The organism is Frigidibacter sp. (genome assembly GCF_030695035.1).
GTDB lineage: Bacteria > Pseudomonadota > Alphaproteobacteria > Rhodobacterales > Rhodobacteraceae > Frigidibacter.
Window position 1 is genome coordinate 65,880 of the sequence record NZ_JAUYTT010000025.1, and the last position, 21,351, is coordinate 87,230.

A 21,351-nucleotide genomic window follows, 5' to 3' on the forward strand; every position below is an offset into this window, starting at 1 on the left:
CCCGTTCCGCCAGCTCTGAAGGAGAGCACCATGCCCATCACCCTGCCCGAGACGCTTCCCGCCTTCGACATCCTGTCGGCAGAGGGCGTCATGGTCATGTCGCCGGGCAGGGCGGCGATGCAGGATATCCGGCCGCTGCGCATCGGGTTGCTGAACCTGATGCCCAAGAAGATCCAGACAGAGAACCAGTTCGCCCGGCTGATCGGCGCGACGCCGCTGCAGATCGACCTGTCGCTGATCCGCATGACCGACCATGAGACGCGCAACACCGCCGCCGAGCATATGGAAGAGTTCTACCGCCCCTTCGCCGAGGTGGAGGCGAGCGGCGACAAGTTCGATGGCCTCATCATCACCGGCGCGCCGATCGAGCATCTGGACTTCGAGGACGTCACCTATTGGGAAGAACTGGCCCGGGTCTTTGCCTGGACCCAGACCCATGTGCATTCCACCTTTGGCGTCTGCTGGGGCGGGATGGCGATGATCTGGCATTTCCACGGGGTCCAGAAGCACATCCTGCCGGCCAAGGCCTTCGGCTGTTTCCGCCACCAGAACCTCGCGCCCGCCTCGCCGCTGCTGCGCGGGTTTTCGGATGATTTCGTGATCCCGGTCAGCCGCTGGACCGAGATGCGCCAGGCCGAGATCGACGCCGCGCCGGGGCTGGTGACGCTTCTGGGGTCGGATGAGGTGGGCCCCTGTCTGGTGCAGGATGAGGCGCACCGCGCGCTCTATATCTTCAACCATTTCGAATACGACACCGGCACGCTGAAAGAGGAATATGACCGCGACACCGCGGCCGGTAAGCCCATCAATGTGCCGATGAATTACTATCCCGGTAACGATCCCGCGCGCCCGCCCTTGAACCGGTGGCGCAGCCACGCACATCTGCTTTATGGAAACTGGATCAACGAAATCTACCAAACCACCCCGTTCGAGCTCGCAGATATCGGCACGCCGGCCGCGGCGTAGGATGGGCCGTGTCGCTGCAGCCCTTGCGCTGCTGGCCAGCTTCGGGCTGACCGCCTGCGCCGCCTCGCGCGAGGCGGCGACGCGCGCCGCCAACCCGCCGCAGGGCCAGTTCGTCACCGTGGGCGGGCACCGGCTGCATGTGGTGGTGGCGGGGCAGGGGCCGGATCTGGTGCTGATCCACGGCGCCTCCGGCTCTGGCCGCGACATGACCTTCGATCTGGTGGGCCGGCTCAGCGACCGCTACCGCGTGATCGTGCCTGACCGCCCCGGCTTTGGCTATTCCGACGCATTGCCCGGTGGCGGCACGCTGGCGCAGCAGGCAGAGCTGCTGGCGGATCTGGCGGTGGAGCTGGGGGCCGACCGGCCGCTGGTGGTGGGGCACAGCTATGGTGGCTCCGTCGCGCTGGCTTGGGCGGTGCATCGGCCCGAGAACGTCGCGGGCCTTGTCACGCTCGCCGCCGCCTCGCATCCGTGGGAGGGGGATCTGTCGCTGTTCTACCGGGTCACCTCCTCGGCCGTGGGCCGCGTCGTCGCGGTGCCTGCCATCGCCGCGCTGGTACCGGCGGACACGGTGAACGGCATGGTTGAGGGCGTCTTTGCCCCGCAATCCGAGCCCGAGGGCTATGCCGAGCATTTCGGCCCGCTTATGTCCGCCTCGCGCAAGACGCTGGCCGCCAATGCGCAGCAGCGCGCCACGTTGAAGGACGAGCTTGCGGCGCAATCGCGGCAGTATCCGGCAATCGACATGCCGGTCGAGGTGCTGCACGGCGATGCCGACCGGACCGTCTGGCTCGACATCCATTCCCGCGCCCTGTCGCGCGAGGTGCCGGGGGCGCGGCTGACCGTGCTGCCGGGCGTCGGCCACATGCCGCACCATGCCGACCCTGAAGCGGTCGTCTCTGTCATCGACCGCGCCGCCGCCCGCGCCGGGCTGCGCTGAGGCCCCGCCGCAAAGGACTCCGGTGCGGGCTCCATTGCGGCTGGTGCCCCAATCGCCATACTGGTGCGAAACTTCGAGGTGCCCGATGCCGTCTGACAAGACCCCGACCGAGATCCCCTTCGTTGCCGATATCCTGAGCTTCTACAACGACGAGGCCCCCAAGGAACTGCGCCACGCCATCGAAAAGGCTGGCAAGAAGGACATGCTGTCCGGCAGCTACCCCTATGCCGAAGAGATGTCCGGCAAGGACTATGACGCGCAGATGGAGAAGCTGCAGATCGAGCTGGTGAAGATGCTGGCCGGCCAGAAGGCCACGGGCGGCCGCGTCTGCGTGCTCTTCGAAGGCCGCGACGCCGCCGGCAAGGGTGGCACCATCGAGCGGATGCGCGAGAACCTTAACCCGCGCAACGCCTATATCGTCGCCCTGCCCAAGCCGAGCGAGCGCGAGGCGAGCCAGTGGTATTTCCAGCGCTATGTCGACTGGCTGCCCGCAGCGGGCGAGGTCGCCCTCTTCGACCGCAGCTGGTACAACCGCGGCGTGGTCGAGCAGGTCTTCGGCTTCTGCACCCCGGTGCAGCGCGGCCAGTTCTTCCAGCAACTGCCGCATTTCGAACGGATGCTGGTGGATGAGGGCATCACCCTGGTGAAGATCTGGCTGGAGGTCAGCCGCGCCGAGCAGCTGCGCCGCTTCCTCGACCGCGCCAAGGACCCGCTGAAGCAGTGGAAGCTCAGCTGGATCGACGTTGAGGGGCTGAAGAAATGGGACACGTACTGCGCCGCCATTGCCGAGACGATGGCGCTGAGCCATCTGGCCGGCGCGCCCTGGACGGTGGTGCTGTCCGACGACAAGGACCGCGCCCGCATCGCCGCGATCCAGACGCTGCTGCTGGCGGTGGACTATCCGGGCAAGGATCTGGACGCCATCGGTACCATCGACACCAAGGTCTGCGGCGGGCCCGAGATCATGCCGGCCGAGGTGATGGCGGCCAGTCCTTCGGGGCGCGAGGGCAAAGCCGGCTGATGGGCAAGCAGGGCTACCATCACGGCAACCTGCGGCAGGCGCTGGTCGAGGCGGCACTGACGCTGATTGAGGCGCAGGGGCCGCAGGGCTTTACGCTGTCCGAGGCGGCGAAGACGGCGGGGGTGACGCCCGCTGCCGTCTATCGCCACTTCGCCGGGCGCGAGGACCTGATCGCGGAATGCGCGCGGCAGGGCTTTGGCATCTTCGCCGACCTGATGGACCATGCCTGGAACGGTGGCAAACCTTCGTCGCTTGCGGCCTTCGAGGCGACGGGGCGGGCCTATCTGGCTTTCGCGCGGCGGTTTCCGGGGCATTACATGGCGATGTTCGAAAGCGGCATTGCGCCGGAGACCACGCCCGAACTCTCGGCCGCCACCGCCCGCGCTCAGGCCGTGCTGACCCGCGCCGCCGCAGCGCTGAGCCAGCATCTGCCCGAGGGGCGGCGCCCGCCCGCCAGCATGGTTTCGGCCCATATATGGGCGATGAGCCACGGGGTGGTAGAGCTCTTCGCCCGCGGCACCCCCGGCGCCCGCGGCCCGTTCCCGCCAGAAGACCTGCTGGAAACCGGCATCGGCATCTATCTGCGCGGGCTGGGGCTACTGCCGGGCGATAGCTGAGCCCTACAGAGCCAGCGACCAGCTCTCACCGATCAGGTCATGGCCGAAGGAATGATGCGGCGCCTCCTCCACCAGTACGAAGCCGGTGCGCTGATAGATCCGGCGCGCGGGACCCAGCACAGAGTTGGTCCAGAGGTCGAGCCGGGTGTAGCCTGCGGCCCGCGCCCGCGCGATGCAGGTCCGCACCAGCAGATCGCCGATGCCCTGACCGCGCGCCGCAGGCTCCACATAGAGCAGCCGCAGCTTGCCCGCCCCCGCCTCGCCGCGCACGAGGAAGACGGATCCGACCATCTGCCCGTCGATCTCGGCGATCCAGGCATCCTCGCAGGCCGGATCGAAGTTGCTCTGGAAATCGGCCAGGATGCGCGCCGCCAGCGCCTCGAACTCGGCAGTCCAGCCATAGTCCCGGGCGTAGAGCACCGCCTGCCGCGAGGCGACGAGGCCGAGATCGCCGGGCCGCAGACCGCGCAGCACCGGCTGCGGCGGGGCGCCGTCCTCGAAGATGCGGGTCAGCGTCTCCGCCGCGCGGCGCAGGCTGTCGCGGCGGACGGGCGGCAGCGCCTCCAGCAGCGCGCCCATGGCAGTGCGGGTGCTTTGCTCCAGCGCGGCATAGGTGCTGCGCCCCGCCTCGGTCAGCGACAGCAGCTGATGGCGGCCATGCGCGGGGTCATCCCGCGCGGCGACGAGACCGCGGCTGACAAAGCGCTTGATGGTGCGGCTGATCTGGCCCGGGTCCATGCGCAGCGTGCGGGCAAGCTCTGCCCCCGTCGGATCGGTGCGGTGCGCAAGCTCGTAGAGCACCCGCGCCTCGCTGAGCGTGAAGGGGCTATTGTCGAGCCTTGTGTCAAGCAGCCCCAGCCGGTTGGTATAGGCGCGGTTGAAGGCGCGCAGGGCGTCGATGTCTTCGGCCGGGATCATGCTGCCGCTCCTGAATGTTGGCACAATCAAGATCGTAAAATGATGACTGAGTCAACATGTCTCGCGCAGGCAGGCCGCCGCCCGAGGGGCAGCGGGCGGGCCGTCATTCCATCTCGCCCGCCTTATTCCATCTCAATCGTTCCCGGCGGTTTCGAGGTGATGTCATACATCACCCGGTTGATGCCGCGGACCTCGTTGATGATCCGCGTCGCCGTCTCGCCCAGGAAGTCATGGGTGAAGGGGTAGTAATCCGCCGTCATCCCGTCGACCGAGGTCACGGCGCGCAAGCTGCAGGCGAATTCATAGGTGCGCCCGTCGCCCATCACGCCCACGGTCTTCACCGGCAGGATCGCCACGAAAGCCTGCCAGATTTCGTCGTAGAGCCCATGCTTGCGGATCTGGTCGATATAGACCGCATCGGCCTGGCGCAGGATCTCCAGCTTCTCGCGGGTGATCTCGCCGGGGCAACGGATCGCAAGGCCGGGGCCGGGGAAGGGGTGGCGGCCGATGAAGCTTTCGGGCAGGCCAAGCTCGCGGCCCAGGGCGCGGACCTCGTCCTTGAACAGCTCGCGCAGCGGCTCGACCAGCTTCAACCCCATCTTTTCCGGCAGCCCGCCGACATTGTGGTGCGACTTGATGGTGACCGAGGGCCCGCCCGAGAAGCTGACCGATTCGATCACGTCGGGATAGAGCGTGCCTTGGGCCAGGAATTTCGCGCCGCCCACCTCATGCGCGTGTTTCTGGAACACGTCGATGAACAGCCGCCCGATGGTCTTGCGCTTGACCTCGGGGTCGGACACGCCCTCCAGCTCGCCAAGGAACAGGTCCGATTCATCGGCATGGATCAGCGGAATGTTGTAGGTGTCGCGGAACATGGTCAGCACCTGTTCCGCCTCCCCCAGCCGAAGCAGCCCGTGATCGACGAAGACGCAAGTGAGCTGGTCGCCGATCGCCTCATGGATCAGCACGGCGGCCACCGAGGAATCGACGCCGCCCGAAAGCCCGCAGATCACCTTGGCATCGCCCACCTGTTCGCGGATCTTGCGGATCGCCTCGTCGCGGTAGGCGTCCATTGTCCAGTCGCCCTTGAAGCCGGCCAGCCGCACGAAATTCTCGTAGAGCTTCGCGCCCTTGGGGGTGTGATGCACCTCGGGGTGGAACTGCACGGCGTAGAAATGGCGGTCCGGGTCGGCGGTGATGGCGAAGGGGGCGTTGGGCGAGGTGCCGAACACCCGGAACCCCGGCGCGATGGCGGAGACATGATCACCATGGCTCATCCATACCTGCTCGCGCCCCTCGGCGAACCAGCCCTCCAGCAGCGGCAGCGCCTCGGGCTCGGGCGTCACATAGGCGCGGCCGAACTCGGCCGTCTTGTGGCCGCGTTCGACGCGGCCCCCAAGGCAATGCATCATCACCTGCTGGCCGTAGCAGATGCCAAGCACCGGCACGCCAAGGTTGAACACGCCCTCGGGCGGCATCGGCGCGCCTTCCGCGAAGACCGAGGCCGGCCCGCCCGACAGGATCACCGCGCGAGGCGCGAAGTCCTGCAGAAAGGCATCGGTCACCTTCTGGAAGGGATGGATTTCGCAATAGACATTCAGCTCGCGCAGGCGCCGGGCGATGAGCTGCGTGACTTGCGATCCGAAGTCGATGATGAGGAGGCGATCATGCTGGGTCATGAATGGGGAATATGGCCTTCCCCGCTGGCGTGCAAGAGGCCCGCGCGGTGTTTTGGCCAGCCGCGGACGGGGGGCTGCCTGCCCCCCGGGCCTTCGGCCTCCCCCCGGGGATACTTGAGCAAAGAAGAGGGGGAGCCGGGCGGGGGCGCATGTCGTTTTTTGGTGCCGGATGCCGGAAACCGACATCGAGGGGCGCCGGATCGGAGTAGAACCTTTGGCAAAGCCCGTGATGGAGGACTGGTGCGATGAATGAACAGGCAGGACGGCGGGCGCGGGGCGGGGGCGGCGCGGCGCGGCGGGCAGAGCGCAGCGCGGTGCATTTCGAGACCGCGCGGTTCATCGAACGCAACATCCCCAACCTCGAGATCCTGAACGAGGAGGCGCTGGAGCTCATCGAGCGCAATGCCGAGACGGTCCTGGCCGAGATCGGGGTGAACTTCGTCGAGAATCCGGGCGCGCTGGAGCTCTGGCGCGCGGCGGGGGCGGATGTGCAGGGTGAGCGGGTGCGGATCCCGCGCGGCCTTGCGCGGCAACTGTGCGCGACGGCGCCAAACCGCATCGTGCAGCACGCGCGCAACCCTGAGCGGACGGTGGAGATTGGCGGGCGGTCGCTGGTGCTGGCCCCGGTCTATGGCCCGCCCTTCGTGCGCGATGCCTCGGGCGGGCGGCGCTACGCGACGATGGCGGATTTCAACAACTTCGTGAAGCTCGGCTACATGTCGAAATGGCTGCATCATTCGGGTGGCACCGTCTGCGAGCCGACCGATGTACCGGTGAACAAGCGACATCTGGACATGCTGTTCGCGCACATGACCCTCAGCGACAAGCCCTACATGGGATCGGTCACCGAACCCAGCCGGGCGGCGGATTCGGTCGAGATGTCGAAGATCCTGTTCGGGGCGGAGTTCGTGGGCCAGAACACGGTGATGACCAGCCTGATCAACATCAACTCTCCGATGACCTTCGACGGGATCATGATGGGCGCGCTGGAGGTCTATGCGAAGGCGGGTCAGGCCTGCATCATCTCGCCCTTCATCGTCGGTGGCGCGATGGCGCCGGTGTCGGTGGCAGGCACGCTGACGCAGGTTCTGGCCGAGGTGCTGGCGGGGGTCGCCTATAGCCAGCTGGTGCGCAAGGGCGCGCCGGTGATCTTCGGGGCCTTCGTGACGTCCATCGACATGAACTCCGGTGCGCCGACCTTCGGCACGCCGGAAGCCAGCCACATCACCTATGGCGCGGGGCAACTGGCGCGGCGGCTGGGGCTGCCCTATCGCAGCGCCGGGGCGTTCTGCGGATCGAAGCTGCCCGATGCGCAGGCGGCCTACGAATCGGCCAACAGCCTGAATATGGGGCTGCTGTCGGGCGTGAACTTCATGCTGCATGCCTGCGGCTGGCTGGAGGGGGGGCTGGTCTCCTCCTACGAGAAATTCGTGATGGATGCCGATCAACTGGGCATCTTGCACCGCCTCGCCGCCGGGGTGCAGGTGGATGAGGAAGCGCAGGCGATGGATGCGATCCGCGAGGTGGGGCCGAGCGGGCATTACCTTGGCTGCGCGCATACGCAGGCGAATTTCAAGGATGCGTTCTGGCGCACCGACCTTCTGGACTACAAACCCTTCGAGACCTGGGAGGAGGAGGGCGCGCGCGATACCGTGGCGCTGGCCTCCGAGCGGGTGAAGAAGCTGCTGGCGGATTACCAGAAACCGGCCATTGATCCGGCCGTGGAAGAGGCGCTGGCCGAGTATGTCGCGCAGAAGAAGGCGGGCATGGCGGACGCCTTCCTCTAGGTTTGTTGCGAAATCAGAAACGAATGAAAGGGCGCCCCGAAGGGTGCCCTTTCGTTTTATGCGCTACGTTTCGTCACGCCCCTGTCGTCGCGGGACGTGGCAGCAGCCGCACCTCTGCCATCATCGCGATCAGCACCTCGATATGCCGGGCCACCGAATAGCGGCCATCGCCGGCCTTGCGCGTCTCCTCCAGCATCGCCTCCTCGGTCAGCAGCGCATCCAGTGCCCGTTCCGGTGCGGGTGGATGCGGCAGCCGCATCAAGCGCTTGAGGTCGCGGTTGCGGTTGTATTCCACAAGGCCGGCCCGTGCGGCGCGGATCAGCAGCGCCGGGCGGCGCAGCCCGGTGACGAGGAGGGCGAGCGGGTGAGTGGCGGGCATGGCTGCCTCGGTGGCGGGAGGAGTAGCTGGGCCGGTCATGTCTGGTCCCTTTCTGAAGGTGATGACGGACCATGCAATGGCCTGTAGGGGCGTTGCGCAAATTGCACTGCCCCCGTTCGCTGGTTTCGGCCTGTGTTCATGTTTTGGAAACAATTATGGCTCTGACCTGTGGAGATTAACGAACGGGTAACCATTGCAACCCACGGTTGAAATCGTTCACGACCTGCGGCGATGCAGCCGCAGCAGATACGGGGGAAGACCATGACCATGTCCGTGGAGCTCGCTTCGGCGATGCCTGCCTGGCTGCCCGATGGCGCGCGGCTCTATCTGCGGCATATCGAGGGTGGCCAGTCGATCCGCGAGATTGCGCGGGCCGAGGGCTGCCACGCCTCGACGATCCTGCGCCGGGTGCGGCGCATCGAGAACCGCCGCGACGATCCCTTGGTGGACGAGGCGCTGTCGCGGCTCGGCCACCCCGACCACCCCACCCCAGCCAAGGATACCCCGCCGATGAGCGCACCGATCCGTACCCCCCTCGCCGCACCTGAAGAGCAGACCGTGCTGCGCGAGGCGCGGCGGGTGCTGCGCCGGCTGTGCGAGCCCGGGGCGATCCTTGCCGTCGCGCCCGACATGGAGAAGGCGGCAGTCCTGAAGGGCGCGGTCCGCATCGCGGTGACCGAGCGCACCGCGGCGCAGGCCTTCGCGCTGAAGGACTGGATCGCCTGCGCCCGCCAGCAGGGCCGGGTCGGGATCTATGAGATCACCGCGGCGGGGCGGGCGGCGCTGAAGCGGATGCTGGCAGAGGAGGCGGGCGGGTTTGCCGAGGCGCAGGCGGGGTTCGACCCGCAGCCCTTTGCCGATCAGCACCGGGTCTGGGCCGAACGCTCGGTGATGGAGCCGGGCGGGGAGGAGCCGCGGCGGCTGCGGGTCAATCTTGCCGAAAGCCCGCTGGCGGTGCTGGCCCGGCGGCGCGAGAAGGATGGCCAGCCGTTCCTGACGCCCGACCTGGTGGCGGCCGCCGAACGGCTGCGCGAGGATTTCGAGCTGGCGCAGATGGGCCCGCGCGTCGCGCAGAACTGGGACCGGTTCCTCACCAGCGGCGACCGCGGCAGCTTTCAGCCCGAGGGTGGCCCGGCGGAAGGCCCCCGCCGCGCCCGCGACCGGGTGGCGGCGGCTTTGCGCGACCTTGGTCCCGGCCTTGGCGACATGGCGCTGCGCTGCTGCTGCTATCTGGAGGGGCTGGAGACGGCCGAGCGCCGGATGGGCTGGTCGGCGCGATCCGGCAAGATCGTGCTGCGCATCGCGCTGATGCGGCTGAAACGGCATTACGACGAGACTTATGGTGGGGCCTCACCGATGATCGGCTAACAAGGGGCGCTGATATCAGCCCAAGAGCCGACCATGATCTGGAAAGGCATCTGGTATCCGGCACCACCGCGCCCGACCGCAACGAGCCAAGCCTCGTTACCGCCCCTCAGTCACGGCGCTTCCTGCGCCGTCCCGTCCTTAGTAGCTGCGGATCAGCCCGACCAGACGGCCCTGCACCTTCACCGCATGGTCGGGCAGCATCCGCGTTTCATAGGCCGGGTTCGCCGCCTCCAGCGCGATCATCCCGCCCTTGCGGCGGAAGCGCTTCAGCGTTGCTTCGGCCCCCTCGACCAGCGCCACCACGATATCGCCATTCTCGGCGGTGGACTGTTCGCGGATCACCACGATGTCGCCATCGTTGATCCCGGCCTCGATCATCGAATCGCCCTTCACCTCCAGCGCGTAATGCTGGCCGCGCCCCGAAAGCATCGAGCCCGGGACGGCGATATGGTGCGACACCTCGGAGATCGCCTCGATCGGCACACCGGCGGCGATGCGGCCCATGACCGGCACTTCCATCGAATGCATGGCGGCGACAGACATGGCCCCGGCGGGCGGGTCCACCCGGTCGCCCTCGATCACGCGGGGGGTGAAGGCGGCGGGCTCTGCGGCGGCGGCGGCGCGGCTGCGCTCCATCGCCTCGGGCAGTTTCACGATCTCGATGGCGCGGGCGCGGTGGGCAAGGCGGCGGATGAAGCCCCGCTCCTCCAGCGCCGTGATCAGCCGGTGGATGCCGGATTTCGACCGCAGGTCCAGCGCCTCCTTCATTTCGTCGAATGAGGGGGGAACGCCGTCATGGTCCATCCGTTTCTGGATGAAGTCCAAGAGTTCCAGTTGCTTGCGTGTCAGCATCGCCTATCCCCCGCGCATCCGGGCCAAGCCCGTTTCCCGAATGTTCTAACCGCGTTCCCGTTTTGTGTCAACGGTTTCGACGGCTTATAGCGTGATGTACTCGACCACGCCGCCCGCCGCGCGGGGCCCATCCTCGGCAGGCCGGATCAGCAGCGCCACCGCCTCGGTCAGCAGCCGCAGGCGCGAGCTGTCCTGGCTGGCAAAGGGCGTGATGCGGGGCAGGCCGTCGCCGGCCTCCAGCGCTGAGCGCATGTAATGCGCGCGGGGGCCGTTGGCCTGCAGATCCTCGGCCAGCACCGCGCGCTGCGTCGCCACCACCCCCGGCAGCCCCTGCATCGCCGCCAGCAGCGGCAGCAGGAACAGATGCGCGCAGACGATGGAGGAGACAGGGTTGCCCGGCAGCCCCAGCATCACCGCGCCGCCAAGCTTGCCCGCCATCAGCGGCTTGCCGGGGCGCATGGCGATCTTCCAGAAGGCGCGCTCCATCCCCAGATCGGCGGCGACCTTGCCGACGAGGTCATGATCCCCGACCGAGGCGCCGCCGATGGTGACGATCACATCCGCCCCCTCCGTCAGCGCAAAGCACTGCCGCAGGCTCGCCTCGTTGTCGCGCGCGATCGGCAGCATCCGCACCTTGGCGCCCGCCGCCTCGGCCATTGCCGCCAGCGCAAAGCCGTTCGAGGCAACGATCTGGTCGGGCGCGGGTTGCTCGCCCGGCATCACCAGCTCATCCCCTGTGGCGAGGATCGCCACCTCGGGCCGCCGCGCGACGGTAAGTTCGGGCAGGTTCATGCTGGCCAGCAGCGCAAGCTCCACCGGCCGCAAGCGGCGGGGGGCGGACAGGGCATCGCCCGCGCGGAAATCGGCGCCCTGCGGGCGGATATGGGTTTGCGCTTCCAGCTTGCCCCCAAGGGCGATGCGGTCGCCCTCGCGGGTCACATCCTCTTGCAGCACGACGCGCTCCGCCCCCTGCGGCACTGGCGCGCCAGTAAAGATGCGGGCGGCGGTTCCGGGGGCGATGATGCCGGAAAAGCCATGCCCCGCGCCCGCCTCGCCCTGTACGGTCAGGACCGCGCCGGGGACATGGTCGGCCTCGAGGATCGCATAGCCATCCATCGCCGAGGCGGCAAAGGGCGGCTGGTCGCGCTTGGCCTGCGCTGGATGCAGCAGCACCCGTCCGGCCGCGGCGCGCAGGGCAACCTGCTCGGGCACCGGCTTCGGCGCGAGCACGAGCACGCGGGCGAGCGCTTCGGCGACGGAGATCACGGCGCGGCCTCGTAACGGCCGGATTTGCCGCCTGCTTTAAGAACGACGCGCAACCCCTCTATCCGCATGGATTTTTCGGCGGCCTTGAGCATGTCGTAGACCGTCAACGCCGCGACCGACACGGCCGTCAGCGCTTCCATCTCCACTCCGGTCTGGCCGGTGGTCTTGACGGTGGCGGTGATGCGCACGCCGGGCAGACTTTCGTCTGCTGTAAGCTCCACGGACACCTTGGTGATCGGCAGCGGGTGGCAGAGCGGGATCAGGTCGGCGGTCTTCTTGGCCGCCATGATCCCCGCCAGCCGTGCGACCCCGAGCACGTCGCCCTTCTTCGCGGTGCCGGCGATGACCAGCGCCAAGGTCTCAGCCTTCATGACCACGCAGCCCTCCGCCACCGCCACCCGGTCCGTCACCGCCTTGTCCGAGACATCGACCATATGCGCTTGGCCTTCGGCATCGAAATGGGTGAGGGTCATGCGGTGCCCCCATCTGCCGGGGTCTGCACGGGGTTCGCCAGAATCGCGCGGGTGGCCGCCGTCACATCCGCCTGCCGCATCAGGCTTTCGCCGATGAGGAAAGAGCGGGCCCCGACCTCGGCCATCGCCGCCAGATCGGTGGGGGTGAAGAGGCCGCTTTCGCAGACCAGCCGCCGGTCAGCCGGCAGGCGCGGGGCCAGACGGCGGGTGGTGTCCAGCGTCACCTCGAAGGTCTTGAGGTTGCGGTTGTTGACGCCGATCAGCGGCGATTGCAGGGCGAGCGCGCGGTCCAGTTCGTCCTCGTCATGCACCTCGATCAGCACATCCATGCCCCAGGCTTGCGCTGCGGCTTCCAACTCGGCCGCCTGCTGGTCCGACACGCTCGCCATGATGATCAGGATGCAATCGCCGCCCCAGGCCCGCGCCTCGGCGACCTGATAGGTGTCGTAGAGGAAATCCTTGCGCAGGCACGGCAGATCGCAGGCGGCGCGGGCGGCGGTCAGGAACTCCGGCGCGCCCTGGAAGGAGGGGCTGTCGGTCAGCACCGACAGGCAGGTCGCACCGCCCGCCGCATAGGCCCGGGCCAGCGATGCTGGGTCGAAATCGGCGCGGATCAGGCCCTTGGAGGGGCTGGCCTTCTTGATCTCGGCGATGAGGCCATAGCCTGTGACCGAGGCCGCAGCGAGCGCCGCCGCAAAGCCGCGGGGCGGGTTCGCGGTGCGGGCCGCGTCCTCTACTCCGGCGAGGGGACGGGCCGCCTTGGCGGCAGCGATTTCATCCAGCTTGTAGCGCTTGATCTTGTCGAGAATATCCATGCGGCTTTCATAGCGGGGCGGGGCGGGCTTGGGAAGGGAGGGGCGGTGTGACCTCTCCGCTCCCTTGTCGTTCTTGGTGCGCCGGTGGCCTCTTGCAGAATTTCGGCTGTCGACGAAATTCTGCTGTGCCCGCCCTGCGGGGGGTGGGCACAATCGTGCCCACCCGGGCGGGCCCATCAGAATTTGGAGCCGTTCGGACCAAGCTTCACCCCCCTTGCCCTGCGGCTTGCGCCTCCGGGCAACCGTCGCGGGGGACTTGCCACTGGCAAGTCCCCTGTTCGCGCCGAAACAGGCTTTCAGGTCACCCCGCCCAGTCGACTGGCACATCCCCCTCCGCCACCAACCAGTCATTGATCCGGCTGAACGGGCGCGAGCCGAAGAACCCCCGCCGCGCCGACAGGGGCGAGGGATGCGCCGTCTCGATCCGCAGATGCGCACCCTGCGGCGGCGGCACAATCGCCGCGCTCGCCTTCTGCGCATGGGCGCCCCAGAGCAGGAAGGCCGCCCGGTGCCGCGCCGAGACATCCGCCAGCACCTCCGCCGCCAGCCGGTCCCATCCCCACCGCGCATGGGCCCCGGCCGCCCCGGCGGGCACGCTCAAAGCCGTGTTCAGCAGCAGCACGCCCTGCCGCGCCCAATGCGACAGGTCGCCATCCGCCGGGCGCGCGCCGATATCGCCTTCCATCTCGCGGTAGATATTCGCCAGCGACCGCGGCAGCGCCACCCCAGGCGCCACCGAGAAGGCGAGGCCATTGGCATGGCCCGGCGTGGGGTAGGGGTCTTGGCCGAGGATCACCACCCGCACCGCATCCCGCGGGGTCAGCGCCAGCGCGGCAAAGCGCTGCGGGGCGGGGGGCAGCACCGGCCCCGGCTCAGAGGCCAGCCGGGCAGCAATCCCCGGCCAGTCCCGCGCGAAGAAGGGCAGATGGCCCCAGCCTGCCGCAACCACCTCCGCTGGCGCATTCATGCCAGCGGCGACAGCGCCGCCAGCGCCGCCACACGCGCGGCGGCGGCACCGCTGTCGATGCTCTCCGCTGCCAGCGCCACGCCCTCCGGCAGGCTCGCCGCCCGCTCCGCCACCACCAGCGCGGCAGCGGCGTTCAGCAGCACGGCATCGCGGTAGGCACCCGGCGCCCCCGCCAGCAGCGCCCGGAACGCCACCGCATTCTCCGCCGGCATCCCGCCGAGGATCGCCTCGAACGGATGCACCGGCAGGCCGGCCTCTTCGGGATGCAGCTCGAACTCGCGCACTGCGCCATCCTCCAGCGCCGCGACCCAGCTGACCCCGCAGATCGACAGCTCATCCGTGCCATCGCCGCCATGCACCAGCCAGGCCCGCTCGGAGCCAAGCGCGCCCAGAACCTCGGCCATCGGCCGGATCCAGTCGCGCGAGAAGGCCCCGGTCAGCTGCCGCTTCACCCCCGCCGGATTGGTCAGCGGCCCCAGCAGGTTGAACACGGTGCGGGTGCCGATCTCGGTCCGCGGACCCATCACATGGCGCATCGCCGGGTGGTGCATCGGCGCCATCATGAAGCCGATGCCGCATTCGGCCAGCGCCCGCTCCACCACCTCCGGCCCGACCATCACGTTGATGCCCATCGCCGACAGCGCATCCGCCGCGCCCGACTTGGAGGAAAGGTTCCGGTTGCCGTGCTTGGCCACCGGCACCCCGACCCCCGCCACCACGAAGGCGGTCGCGGTCGAGATGTTCAGCGTGCCCTTGCCGTCGCCCCCGGTGCCGACGATGTCCATCGCCCCCGCTGGCGCATTCACCGCCACGCATTTGCTGCGCATGACCCGGGCGGCGGCGGTGATCTCGGCCACCGTCTCGCCCCGGCTGCGCAGCGCCAGCAGGAAGCCGCCGATCTGCGCCGGGGTCGCCTCGCCCTCGAACAGCGCCTCGAAGGCCGTGGTCGCCTCCGCCTCGGTCAGAGGGCGGTCACAGGCGGGCCCCAGCAGCGGCTTCAGCCGGTCGCTCATGCCGGTACCGCCGCAAGATCCAGGAAGTTGCGCAGGATCTGGTGGCCATGCTCGCTGGCGATGCTTTCGGGGTGGAACTGCACGCCCTCGATCGGCAATTCGCGGTGGCGCAGGCCCATGATGGTGCCATCCTCGACCTCGGCGGTGATCTCGAGGCAATCGGGCAGGCTGCCGCGCTCCACCATGAGCGAGTGGTAGCGCGTGGCCTGGAAGGGTGAGGGCAGGCCGGCGAACACGCCTTTGCCCTCATGGATCACGGTGCCCATCTTGCCATGCACGATCTGCGGCGCGCGGATCACCCTGCCGCCAAACGCCTCGCCGATGGTCTGGTGGCCGAGGCAGACCCCCAGCAGCGGCGTGCGGGTTTCGGCGGCGGCGGCTGTCAGCGCCAGGCAAATCCCCGCCTGCGCCGGATCGCAGGGGCCGGGGCTGAGCACGATGGCCGAGGGGTTCAGCGCCATCGCCTGCTGCACGTCCAGCGCGTCATTGCGGCGCACCAGAACCTCGGCGCCAAGCTCGCCCAGATAATGCACGAGGTTGTAGGTAAAGCTGTCATAGTTGTCGATGAGCAGAAGCATCGGGCGCGCTTTCGTCTGGGGCCTGGGTCTGGAGGCTGGGGGATGCACCCCGCCGCCGGTCCGGCTATAGATGCCCCCGCGGGGCCGCCGGGGTCAAGGGCGCATGGGCGCTTGGCTGCTGCGGCGGGGCTTGCACTGCGCGCGGCGACGGACGCAGAATGCGGAAGACCTGCGGTCCGTGTTATGGGCCCGCAGGAATGGCAAGATCCCGGCGCCCCTGTGGCGCAGCGGGGCTGGTAAGGGGGGCAGGCATGGGTCTGGGCAGGGGCGTGATGTTCGGGGCGATCTGGGGCATGCTCGCCTCGGCGCTGCTGCTGGTGGTGCTGTCGCTCGCCGCGCCCGTGCCGCAGGGGCAGGTGGCGGAGGTTCAGCCCGCCGCGCCAGCCCGCGCTGCACCCGAGGTCTCCGCCGACCTCGCCCCCACCCTCGCCCCCCCTCAAGCCGCCGAAAACGGCCCGGCCATGCCCGAACCAATGCCCGAGGCGCCTGACCTGCCGCCTGGGCTTGCCGCGGCTCCGCAAGCGCCGGGCGGGGTAGGGGATGCGCCTGCGCAGGCGGCGCCGGTCGATCCCGCAGGGGATGCCCCTGCCGACCCCGCTGTTGGCGACGCAATCGCCAGTGACACCGCATCGCCTGCCCCAAGCGAGGAGACCGCCGATGCTTTGAGCGAGCCGGTCGCCGCTCCCACAGCCAACACCTCCGCCGAGGTCGCAAGCGAGCCGACCGCACCCGCCGACGCTGCAGCCCCCTCCGCGAACCCCGCCGCCCCCGTCGCCAGCCTGATCCCCACCCCTTATGGCAGCGAGTTCGCCCGCGAGGCCCCCGACGTCTCGCCCGCGCTGCCCGGCACCGAAGCCGCGCCCGCCGCCAGCCCGGCCCCGCGCCCGGCCGAGGCGGCCCCCGATGTCCCCACCACCGCCGGCCTCGATGCTGCCCCCGCGCCGCAGCCCTCGGCAAGCGCCGCGCCAGCCGCCCCGATGGCGCCCGCAAGCCCGCCCGAAACCTCCGGCGCTGTCGCCTCGGCCACGGCCTCTGCGCGCCCCGAGGCCAACGCCCCCGGCCTCGTGCAACCCCTGCCGCAGCGCGGGGCGGAACCGGCGCTGCCCGCTCCCTCCACCGAAGCTCCCTCCACCGAAGCTCCCTCCGCCGAAGCGCCCCTCACCGATGGGCCCGCAACCGGACGGTCCGCAGCCGGGTCTGCCGCCCGCGAACCTGAGCCCGAACCTTCCATCAACCCGGCTCCAGGGGCTGATCCCACAGCGCCTCCCGCATCAGAGGCCCTGCCGGCCATCGAACCCACCCCCCCGGGCCCCGCCCCCGAGCCCGGCTTCCGCCATGCCCCCGGCATCAAGGTCAACCAGCTGCCGAAGATCGGCGACGCCGTCCTCCCCGGCCCGCTGCCCGGCGCGGAGCCGCCCGCCGAGCTCACCCCCGAAGCCCTTCCCGCCCTCGTCGCCCATGCCGCCGTCTTCAACGCCGCCCCCGATGCCCCGCTGCTCTCCATCGTTCTGATCGACGACCGCTCTGGCCCCGGCATTGCCGCGGACCTTCTGGCCGATCTGCCCTTCCCGGTGACCATCGCGCTCGATCCCGCCGCTCCGGGCGCCGCAGAGGCTGCACGCGCCTACCGCGCCGCGGGGCAGGAGGTGGCAATCCTTGCTGCCCTGCCGCGCGGCGCCACGCCGTCGGATCTGGAAGTCTCATGGCAGGCCTTCGTGCAAGCCCTCCCTGAAGCCGTCGCGGTCCTCGATGCCCCGGCTGCGCGCCTGCAGAATGACCGCCGCCTCGCTGAACAACTGGTACTGCTGGCGGCGGACAAGGGGCATGGGCTGCTGACCTGGGATATTGGCCTCAACCCCGCCGCGCAGCTGGCCGCCAACGCCTCGGTGCCGCAGGCGCAGGTGTTCCGCCGCCTCGATGCCGAGCAGGAAAGCGCCCCCGTCATCGGCCGCTACCTCGACCGCGCCGCCTTCGAGGCGAGCCGCAGCGGCGCCGTCGTGGTGACCGCCAGCACAAGGCCCGAGACGCTGGCCGCCCTCTTGGACTGGGCCGTCGGCCAAAGCCGCTCCGTCACCCTGGCCCCGCTCTCGGCGGTGCTGATGCGGGACTTCTGAAGCCCTTCAGGCTTCGTTTTGGCACAAATATCCTCCGGGGGTCCGGGGGTGGAAAACCCCCGGCGCTGGCCGCAAACGCGCCCTCAGCCGTTCCCGCGCCGCACGAAGATCCCGGCATCCTCGGCCGCGCGCATCAGCGCCCGGCTCTTGTTCACCGTCTCCAGCCATTCCGCCTCGGGATCGCTGTCATAGACCACGCCGCCGCCGGACTGCACATAGAGCTTCTGATCCTTCAGCACCGCGGTGCGCAGTGCGATGCACATGTCCATCTCGCCATTGGCCGAGAAATAGCCCGCGCCGCCGCCATAGACGCCGCGCTTTTCCGGCTCCAGCTCGTCGATGATCTCCATCGCGCGGACCTTGGGCGCGCCCGACACAGTGCCCGCCGGCAACCCCGCCAGCAGCGCCGACAGCGCATCCTCACCCTCCGCGATCTGGCCGACGACGTTCGACACGATGTGCATCACATGCGAATAGCGCTCGATCACGAATTTCTCGGTCGGATGCACCGACCCGATCCTGGCGACCCGGCCGACATCGTTGCGGCCAAGGTCGAGCAGCATAAGATGCTCGGCCAGTTCCTTCTGGTCGGCCAGCAGATCCGCCTCCAGCGCGCGGTCCTCTTCCGGCGTCGCGCCGCGGGGGCGGGTGCCGGCAATGGGCCGCACCGTCACCTCGCCATCCCGCAGCCGCACAAGGATCTCCGGGCTCGCACCGATGATCTGGAAGCCGCCCATGTTCAGGAAGAACATGAAGGGCGAGGGGTTGGTGCGGCGCAAGGAGCGATAGAGCGCGAAGGGCGGCAGCGGAAAGTCCTGCGTCCAGCGCTGGCTCGGCACCACCTGAAAGATGTCGCCGGCGCGGATATAGTCCTTGGCCTTCTCGACCGCGGCCTTGTAGCCATCCTTGGTGAAGTTCGACACCGGCTCGCCCACCACGGTGGCTTCGTTCAGGCTGCGGCTGTCACTGGCCGGCTGGCGGTCGAGGTCGCGCACCGCGTCCATCACCCGCTCTGCCGCCTGCGCATAGGCGGCGCGGGCCGAGAGGCCAGAGCTGACCCAGGCCGGCGCAAGCACCGTCACCTCGCCCTTCACCCCGTCCAGCACAGCCACCACCGAAGGGCGCAGCAGCATCGCATCGGGCACGCCGATCGGGTCGGGGTTGATGTTGGGCAGATGCTCGACCAGCCGGATCATGTCATAGCCGAGATAGCCGAACAGGCCCGCGGCAATCGGCGGCAGCCCGGCGGGCATGTCGATATGGATCTCGGCCAGCAGGGCGCGCAGCGCATCGAGCGGGTGGCCCTCCTGATCCTCGAACCCCGCCGCATCGAACCGCGCCTGCCGGTTGATCCGGGCCTTGGTGCCGCGGCATTCCCAGATCAGGTCGGGCTTCATGCCGACGACGGAATAGCGCCCGCGCACCTCGCCCCCGGTCACGCTTTCCAGCATGAAGGACAGCGGCCCCGCCTCGGCCAGTTTCAGCATCAGCGATACCGGCGTGTCGAGATCGGCGGCCAGACGTGTCCAGACCAGCTGGTTCTTCCCCGCATCATATCCGGCTTCGAATTCGGCGAAGGAAGGGGTCAGGGCCACGGGTCTCGTCCTTGGATTGCCGGCCTTTGGCGGCGCGGTCTGGGTGTCAAGGTCTGGGTGTCGCGGGCCGGGACAGTGCCCGGCCCAGTGTCTTATGGCATCTGCGCGTGCACGGCGTTGATCGCGGACTGGTTCAGCGTCACGCCCGCCTCGGCTTCGATGGACCGGGTGAACAGCTCCAGCGCGTCCTGCGCGATGCCCTGGCGTGCCTGGTTGCCCAGACCCGCCCGCATCTGCACCGCCGCTTCATCCTCGGCGGCGGGCAGCGCGACCGAGGTCAGCCGCACCACATGGGCCGAGGCGCCCTCGGCACCATCGCCGGCCAAAGCGCGGGTCTCGCCCTCGGTCATTGCAAACACCGCCTCGACGCCGCCCTCGGGCAGCCCCTCGACAAAGCCGTCACGGGTGATCGGGGCGACGGGCGTCACCTCCAGCCCGCGCTCGGCAGCAGCAGCGGCAAGGTCGGGCGCCGTCGCCAGCGCGTCGGCCTCGGCCAGCAGGCGCTTGCCGGTCTCGGCCGCGGTCCACAGCTCGGCCGCCTGCTCGCGCACCTCGGCCAGCGGGCGCAGGGTCGGCTCGCGGATCTCCTCGAGCTGCAGCGTGAAGACGCCGCCATCTTCCATCTCATGCAGTTCGGGGAAGTCGTCCGGCGTCGCGGCCAGCGCGGCCTCACGGACCTCGACATAGGCCGCAAGCCCCTCGCCGCCCTCGGCAGTCACCTCGACGGTGCCAAGCTCCATCCCCGCCTCGGCCGCCAGCTCCGGCAAGGTGGCGCCGCCGGCCAGCAGATCGTTCAGCTCCTGCGCGCGGTCTGCGATCATCCGGCGGGCGCGGTCCAGCGCCACCTCTTCGGACAGGCTGTCCTGCGCCTCTTCGAAGCTGACCTCCTGCGCCAGCAAGATCGCGTTCATTGCATAAAGCGCCGGGCCCAGATCCGAGGGCAGCGGCCCGACAACGCCGGTGGCCTCCAGCGCGAAGACGCCTGCCCCCGCCGCACCAAGCTCGGCCTCGGTCACCTCGCCCAGATCGACATCCTGCAAGGCCAGCCCGCGTTCGTTCACCAGATCCTCGAAGGTCGCTTCCCCTGCGTCGATCCTGGCCTTCGCCGCCGCCGCCTCTTCCTCGGTTCCGAAGACCAGCCGCTCCACCAGCCGCCGCTCCGGCTGCACGAACTCCGCAATCCGCGCATCGTATTCCGCGCGCAGCGCCGCTTCGTCCAGCGGCACCTCGTCCAGCACCGCCTCGGGCGAGAGCCAGGCATAGGACAGGACGCGGGTCTCGGGCGCGGTGAAGGGGCCAGGGTTTTCGGCGTGGAAGGCGGTCAGCTCGTCCTCGGTCGGTGCCGGCACCGGCTCGGTCAGAAGATCCGGCGTCAGCACCACATGGTCAAAGCCCCGCGCCTCGCCGGCCCAGCTGGCAATCGCATCGACATAGGTCGCCGGCGCGGCAATCCCGCCCGCCACCGCGCCCTGCAGCAGCACCCGCGCCGCCTCATCGCGCAGCTCGGCCTCGAACGCTGCCTCGGTCAGCCCCTGCTGGCGCAGTGTCAGCGTGTAGAGCTCGCGGTCGAACTTGCCGTCGATGCCGCGGAAGGCGCTGGCGCCGATGATCTGGTCGGCCACCTGGGCATCCCCCGCCGAGAGCCCGATCCGGTCCGCCTCGACATCCATCGCGGCCCCGGCGATCAGCCGGGCGCGCACGCCCTGGTCGAGCCCGAAGGCCTGCGCCTGTGCAAGGCTGATCGGCTGGCCGAACTGGGCAGAGAGCGCATCCACCTCGGCCCGCAGGGCGCGGGCGTAGTCGTTCACGTCCACCTCGCGGTCCCCGACAGTTGCCACGCTTTGCGTCGCGCCGCCGAAGCTCGTCACCCCAAAGCCGCCAAGGCCCAGGATCAGCATGGCCATCAGCAGCCAGACGACGGTGTTGGCACCCTTGCGCCGAAGTCCCTTGGCCATGCCCATCCCCTGCACATTATCCAACTGTTCCGGGCTGTTTACGGCCTA

Annotated in this window: 19 protein-coding genes; 7 read left to right on the plus strand and 12 right to left on the minus strand. The window is 69.1% G+C overall.

Going from position 1 to position 21,351, the window contains the following annotated elements; translation table 11 throughout:
- Nucleotides 1-30: 30 nt before the first annotated feature.
- The 4 genes from metA (at nt 31) to Q8S30_RS20285 (ending at nt 3,544) form a co-directional block, all read left to right on the plus strand.
- Nucleotides 31-966 carry a homoserine O-succinyltransferase gene (gene metA / locus Q8S30_RS20270; protein ID WP_305667836.1) on the plus strand — a complete coding sequence of 312 codons (936 nt, stop codon included), beginning with the start codon at nt 31-33 and terminating at the stop codon, nt 964-966.
- Between the two features lies 1 nt (nt 967).
- Nucleotides 968-1,906 carry an alpha/beta fold hydrolase gene (locus tag Q8S30_RS20275; RefSeq protein ID WP_305667837.1) on the plus strand — a complete coding sequence of 313 codons (939 nt, stop codon included), beginning with the start codon at nt 968-970 and terminating at the stop codon, nt 1,904-1,906.
- A gap of 85 nt (nt 1,907-1,991) precedes the next feature.
- Nucleotides 1,992-2,927, plus strand: a complete 936-nt coding sequence (gene ppk2 / locus Q8S30_RS20280) for a polyphosphate kinase 2 (RefSeq protein ID WP_305667838.1) — start codon at nt 1,992-1,994, stop codon at nt 2,925-2,927.
- Nucleotides 2,927-3,544 carry a TetR/AcrR family transcriptional regulator gene (locus Q8S30_RS20285; protein WP_305667839.1) on the plus strand — a complete coding sequence of 206 codons (618 nt, stop codon included), beginning with the start codon at nt 2,927-2,929 and terminating at the stop codon, nt 3,542-3,544. The genes ppk2 and Q8S30_RS20285 overlap by 1 nt, the downstream gene beginning before the upstream one ends.
- A gap of 3 nt (nt 3,545-3,547) precedes the next feature.
- Here the strand turns inward: Q8S30_RS20285 and Q8S30_RS20290 are convergent, their stop codons facing one another.
- Nucleotides 3,548-4,462, minus strand: coding sequence for a bifunctional helix-turn-helix transcriptional regulator/GNAT family N-acetyltransferase (locus Q8S30_RS20290; protein WP_305667840.1), 915 nt, complete (start codon nt 4,460-4,462; stop codon nt 3,548-3,550).
- A gap of 122 nt (nt 4,463-4,584) precedes the next feature.
- Nucleotides 4,585-6,141: a glutamine-hydrolyzing GMP synthase gene (guaA, locus tag Q8S30_RS20295; RefSeq protein WP_305667841.1), complete on the minus strand. Its 1,557-nt coding sequence runs from the start codon at nt 6,139-6,141 to the stop codon at nt 4,585-4,587.
- A 245-nt stretch (nt 6,142-6,386) separates the two neighbouring features.
- Here guaA and Q8S30_RS20300 point away from each other — a divergent pair, with 245 nt between their 5' ends.
- On the plus strand, nt 6,387-7,928 hold the full coding sequence (locus Q8S30_RS20300) for a trimethylamine methyltransferase family protein (protein ID WP_305667842.1): 1,542 nt from the start codon (nt 6,387-6,389) through the stop codon (nt 7,926-7,928).
- A gap of 73 nt (nt 7,929-8,001) precedes the next feature.
- Here Q8S30_RS20300 and Q8S30_RS20305 read toward each other — a convergent pair whose 3' ends face one another.
- A complete protein-coding gene (locus Q8S30_RS20305; RefSeq protein WP_305667843.1) occupies nt 8,002-8,346 on the minus strand; it encodes a DUF6477 family protein in 345 nt (114 codons plus the stop codon).
- Nucleotides 8,347-8,568: 222 nt separating this feature from the next.
- Between Q8S30_RS20305 and Q8S30_RS20310 the strand changes: the two genes are divergently transcribed.
- A complete protein-coding gene (locus tag Q8S30_RS20310) occupies nt 8,569-9,675 on the plus strand; it encodes a DUF6456 domain-containing protein (protein ID WP_305667844.1) in 1,107 nt (368 codons plus the stop codon).
- Nucleotides 9,676-9,813: 138 nt separating this feature from the next.
- Here Q8S30_RS20310 and lexA read toward each other — a convergent pair whose 3' ends face one another.
- The 7 genes from lexA to Q8S30_RS20345 form a co-directional block, all read right to left on the minus strand.
- On the minus strand, nt 9,814-10,527 hold the full coding sequence (gene lexA / locus Q8S30_RS20315) for a transcriptional repressor LexA (RefSeq protein ID WP_305667845.1): 714 nt from the start codon (nt 10,525-10,527) through the stop codon (nt 9,814-9,816).
- Nucleotides 10,528-10,611: 84 nt separating this feature from the next.
- A complete protein-coding gene (locus tag Q8S30_RS20320; protein ID WP_305667846.1) occupies nt 10,612-11,793 on the minus strand; it encodes a molybdopterin molybdotransferase MoeA in 1,182 nt (393 codons plus the stop codon).
- A complete protein-coding gene (gene moaC, locus Q8S30_RS20325; RefSeq protein ID WP_305667847.1) occupies nt 11,790-12,266 on the minus strand; it encodes a cyclic pyranopterin monophosphate synthase MoaC in 477 nt (158 codons plus the stop codon). The genes Q8S30_RS20320 and moaC overlap by 4 nt, the downstream gene beginning before the upstream one ends.
- On the minus strand, nt 12,263-13,081 hold the full coding sequence (trpC, locus tag Q8S30_RS20330) for an indole-3-glycerol phosphate synthase TrpC (protein WP_305667848.1): 819 nt from the start codon (nt 13,079-13,081) through the stop codon (nt 12,263-12,265). The genes moaC and trpC overlap by 4 nt, the downstream gene beginning before the upstream one ends.
- Nucleotides 13,082-13,382: 301 nt before the next feature.
- Nucleotides 13,383-14,048, minus strand: a complete 666-nt coding sequence (locus Q8S30_RS20335; protein ID WP_305667849.1) for a uracil-DNA glycosylase — start codon at nt 14,046-14,048, stop codon at nt 13,383-13,385.
- Nucleotides 14,045-15,061, minus strand: a complete 1,017-nt coding sequence (gene trpD, locus Q8S30_RS20340) for an anthranilate phosphoribosyltransferase (RefSeq protein WP_305667850.1) — start codon at nt 15,059-15,061, stop codon at nt 14,045-14,047. The genes Q8S30_RS20335 and trpD overlap by 4 nt, the downstream gene beginning before the upstream one ends.
- Nucleotides 15,058-15,639: an aminodeoxychorismate/anthranilate synthase component II gene (locus tag Q8S30_RS20345; protein ID WP_305667851.1), complete on the minus strand. Its 582-nt coding sequence runs from the start codon at nt 15,637-15,639 to the stop codon at nt 15,058-15,060. Before Q8S30_RS20345 ends, trpD begins: the two co-directional genes overlap by 4 nt.
- Nucleotides 15,640-15,890: 251 nt before the next feature.
- Here Q8S30_RS20345 and Q8S30_RS20350 point away from each other — a divergent pair, with 251 nt between their 5' ends.
- A complete protein-coding gene (locus Q8S30_RS20350; RefSeq protein WP_305667852.1) occupies nt 15,891-17,753 on the plus strand; it encodes a divergent polysaccharide deacetylase family protein in 1,863 nt (620 codons plus the stop codon).
- An 83-nt stretch (nt 17,754-17,836) separates the two neighbouring features.
- On the opposite strand, the gene trpE is transcribed toward Q8S30_RS20350, so the two are convergent.
- Both trpE and Q8S30_RS20360 read right to left on the minus strand, forming a co-directional pair.
- Complete coding sequence (gene trpE, locus Q8S30_RS20355) at nt 17,837-19,348, minus strand: anthranilate synthase component I (protein ID WP_305667853.1); 1,512 nt, start codon at nt 19,346-19,348, stop codon at nt 17,837-17,839.
- Between the two features lie 92 nt (nt 19,349-19,440).
- Entirely contained in the window at nt 19,441-21,303 is a 1,863-nt protein-coding gene (locus tag Q8S30_RS20360) for a peptidylprolyl isomerase (protein WP_305667854.1), read from the minus strand.
- Nucleotides 21,304-21,351: the final 48 nt, after the last annotated feature.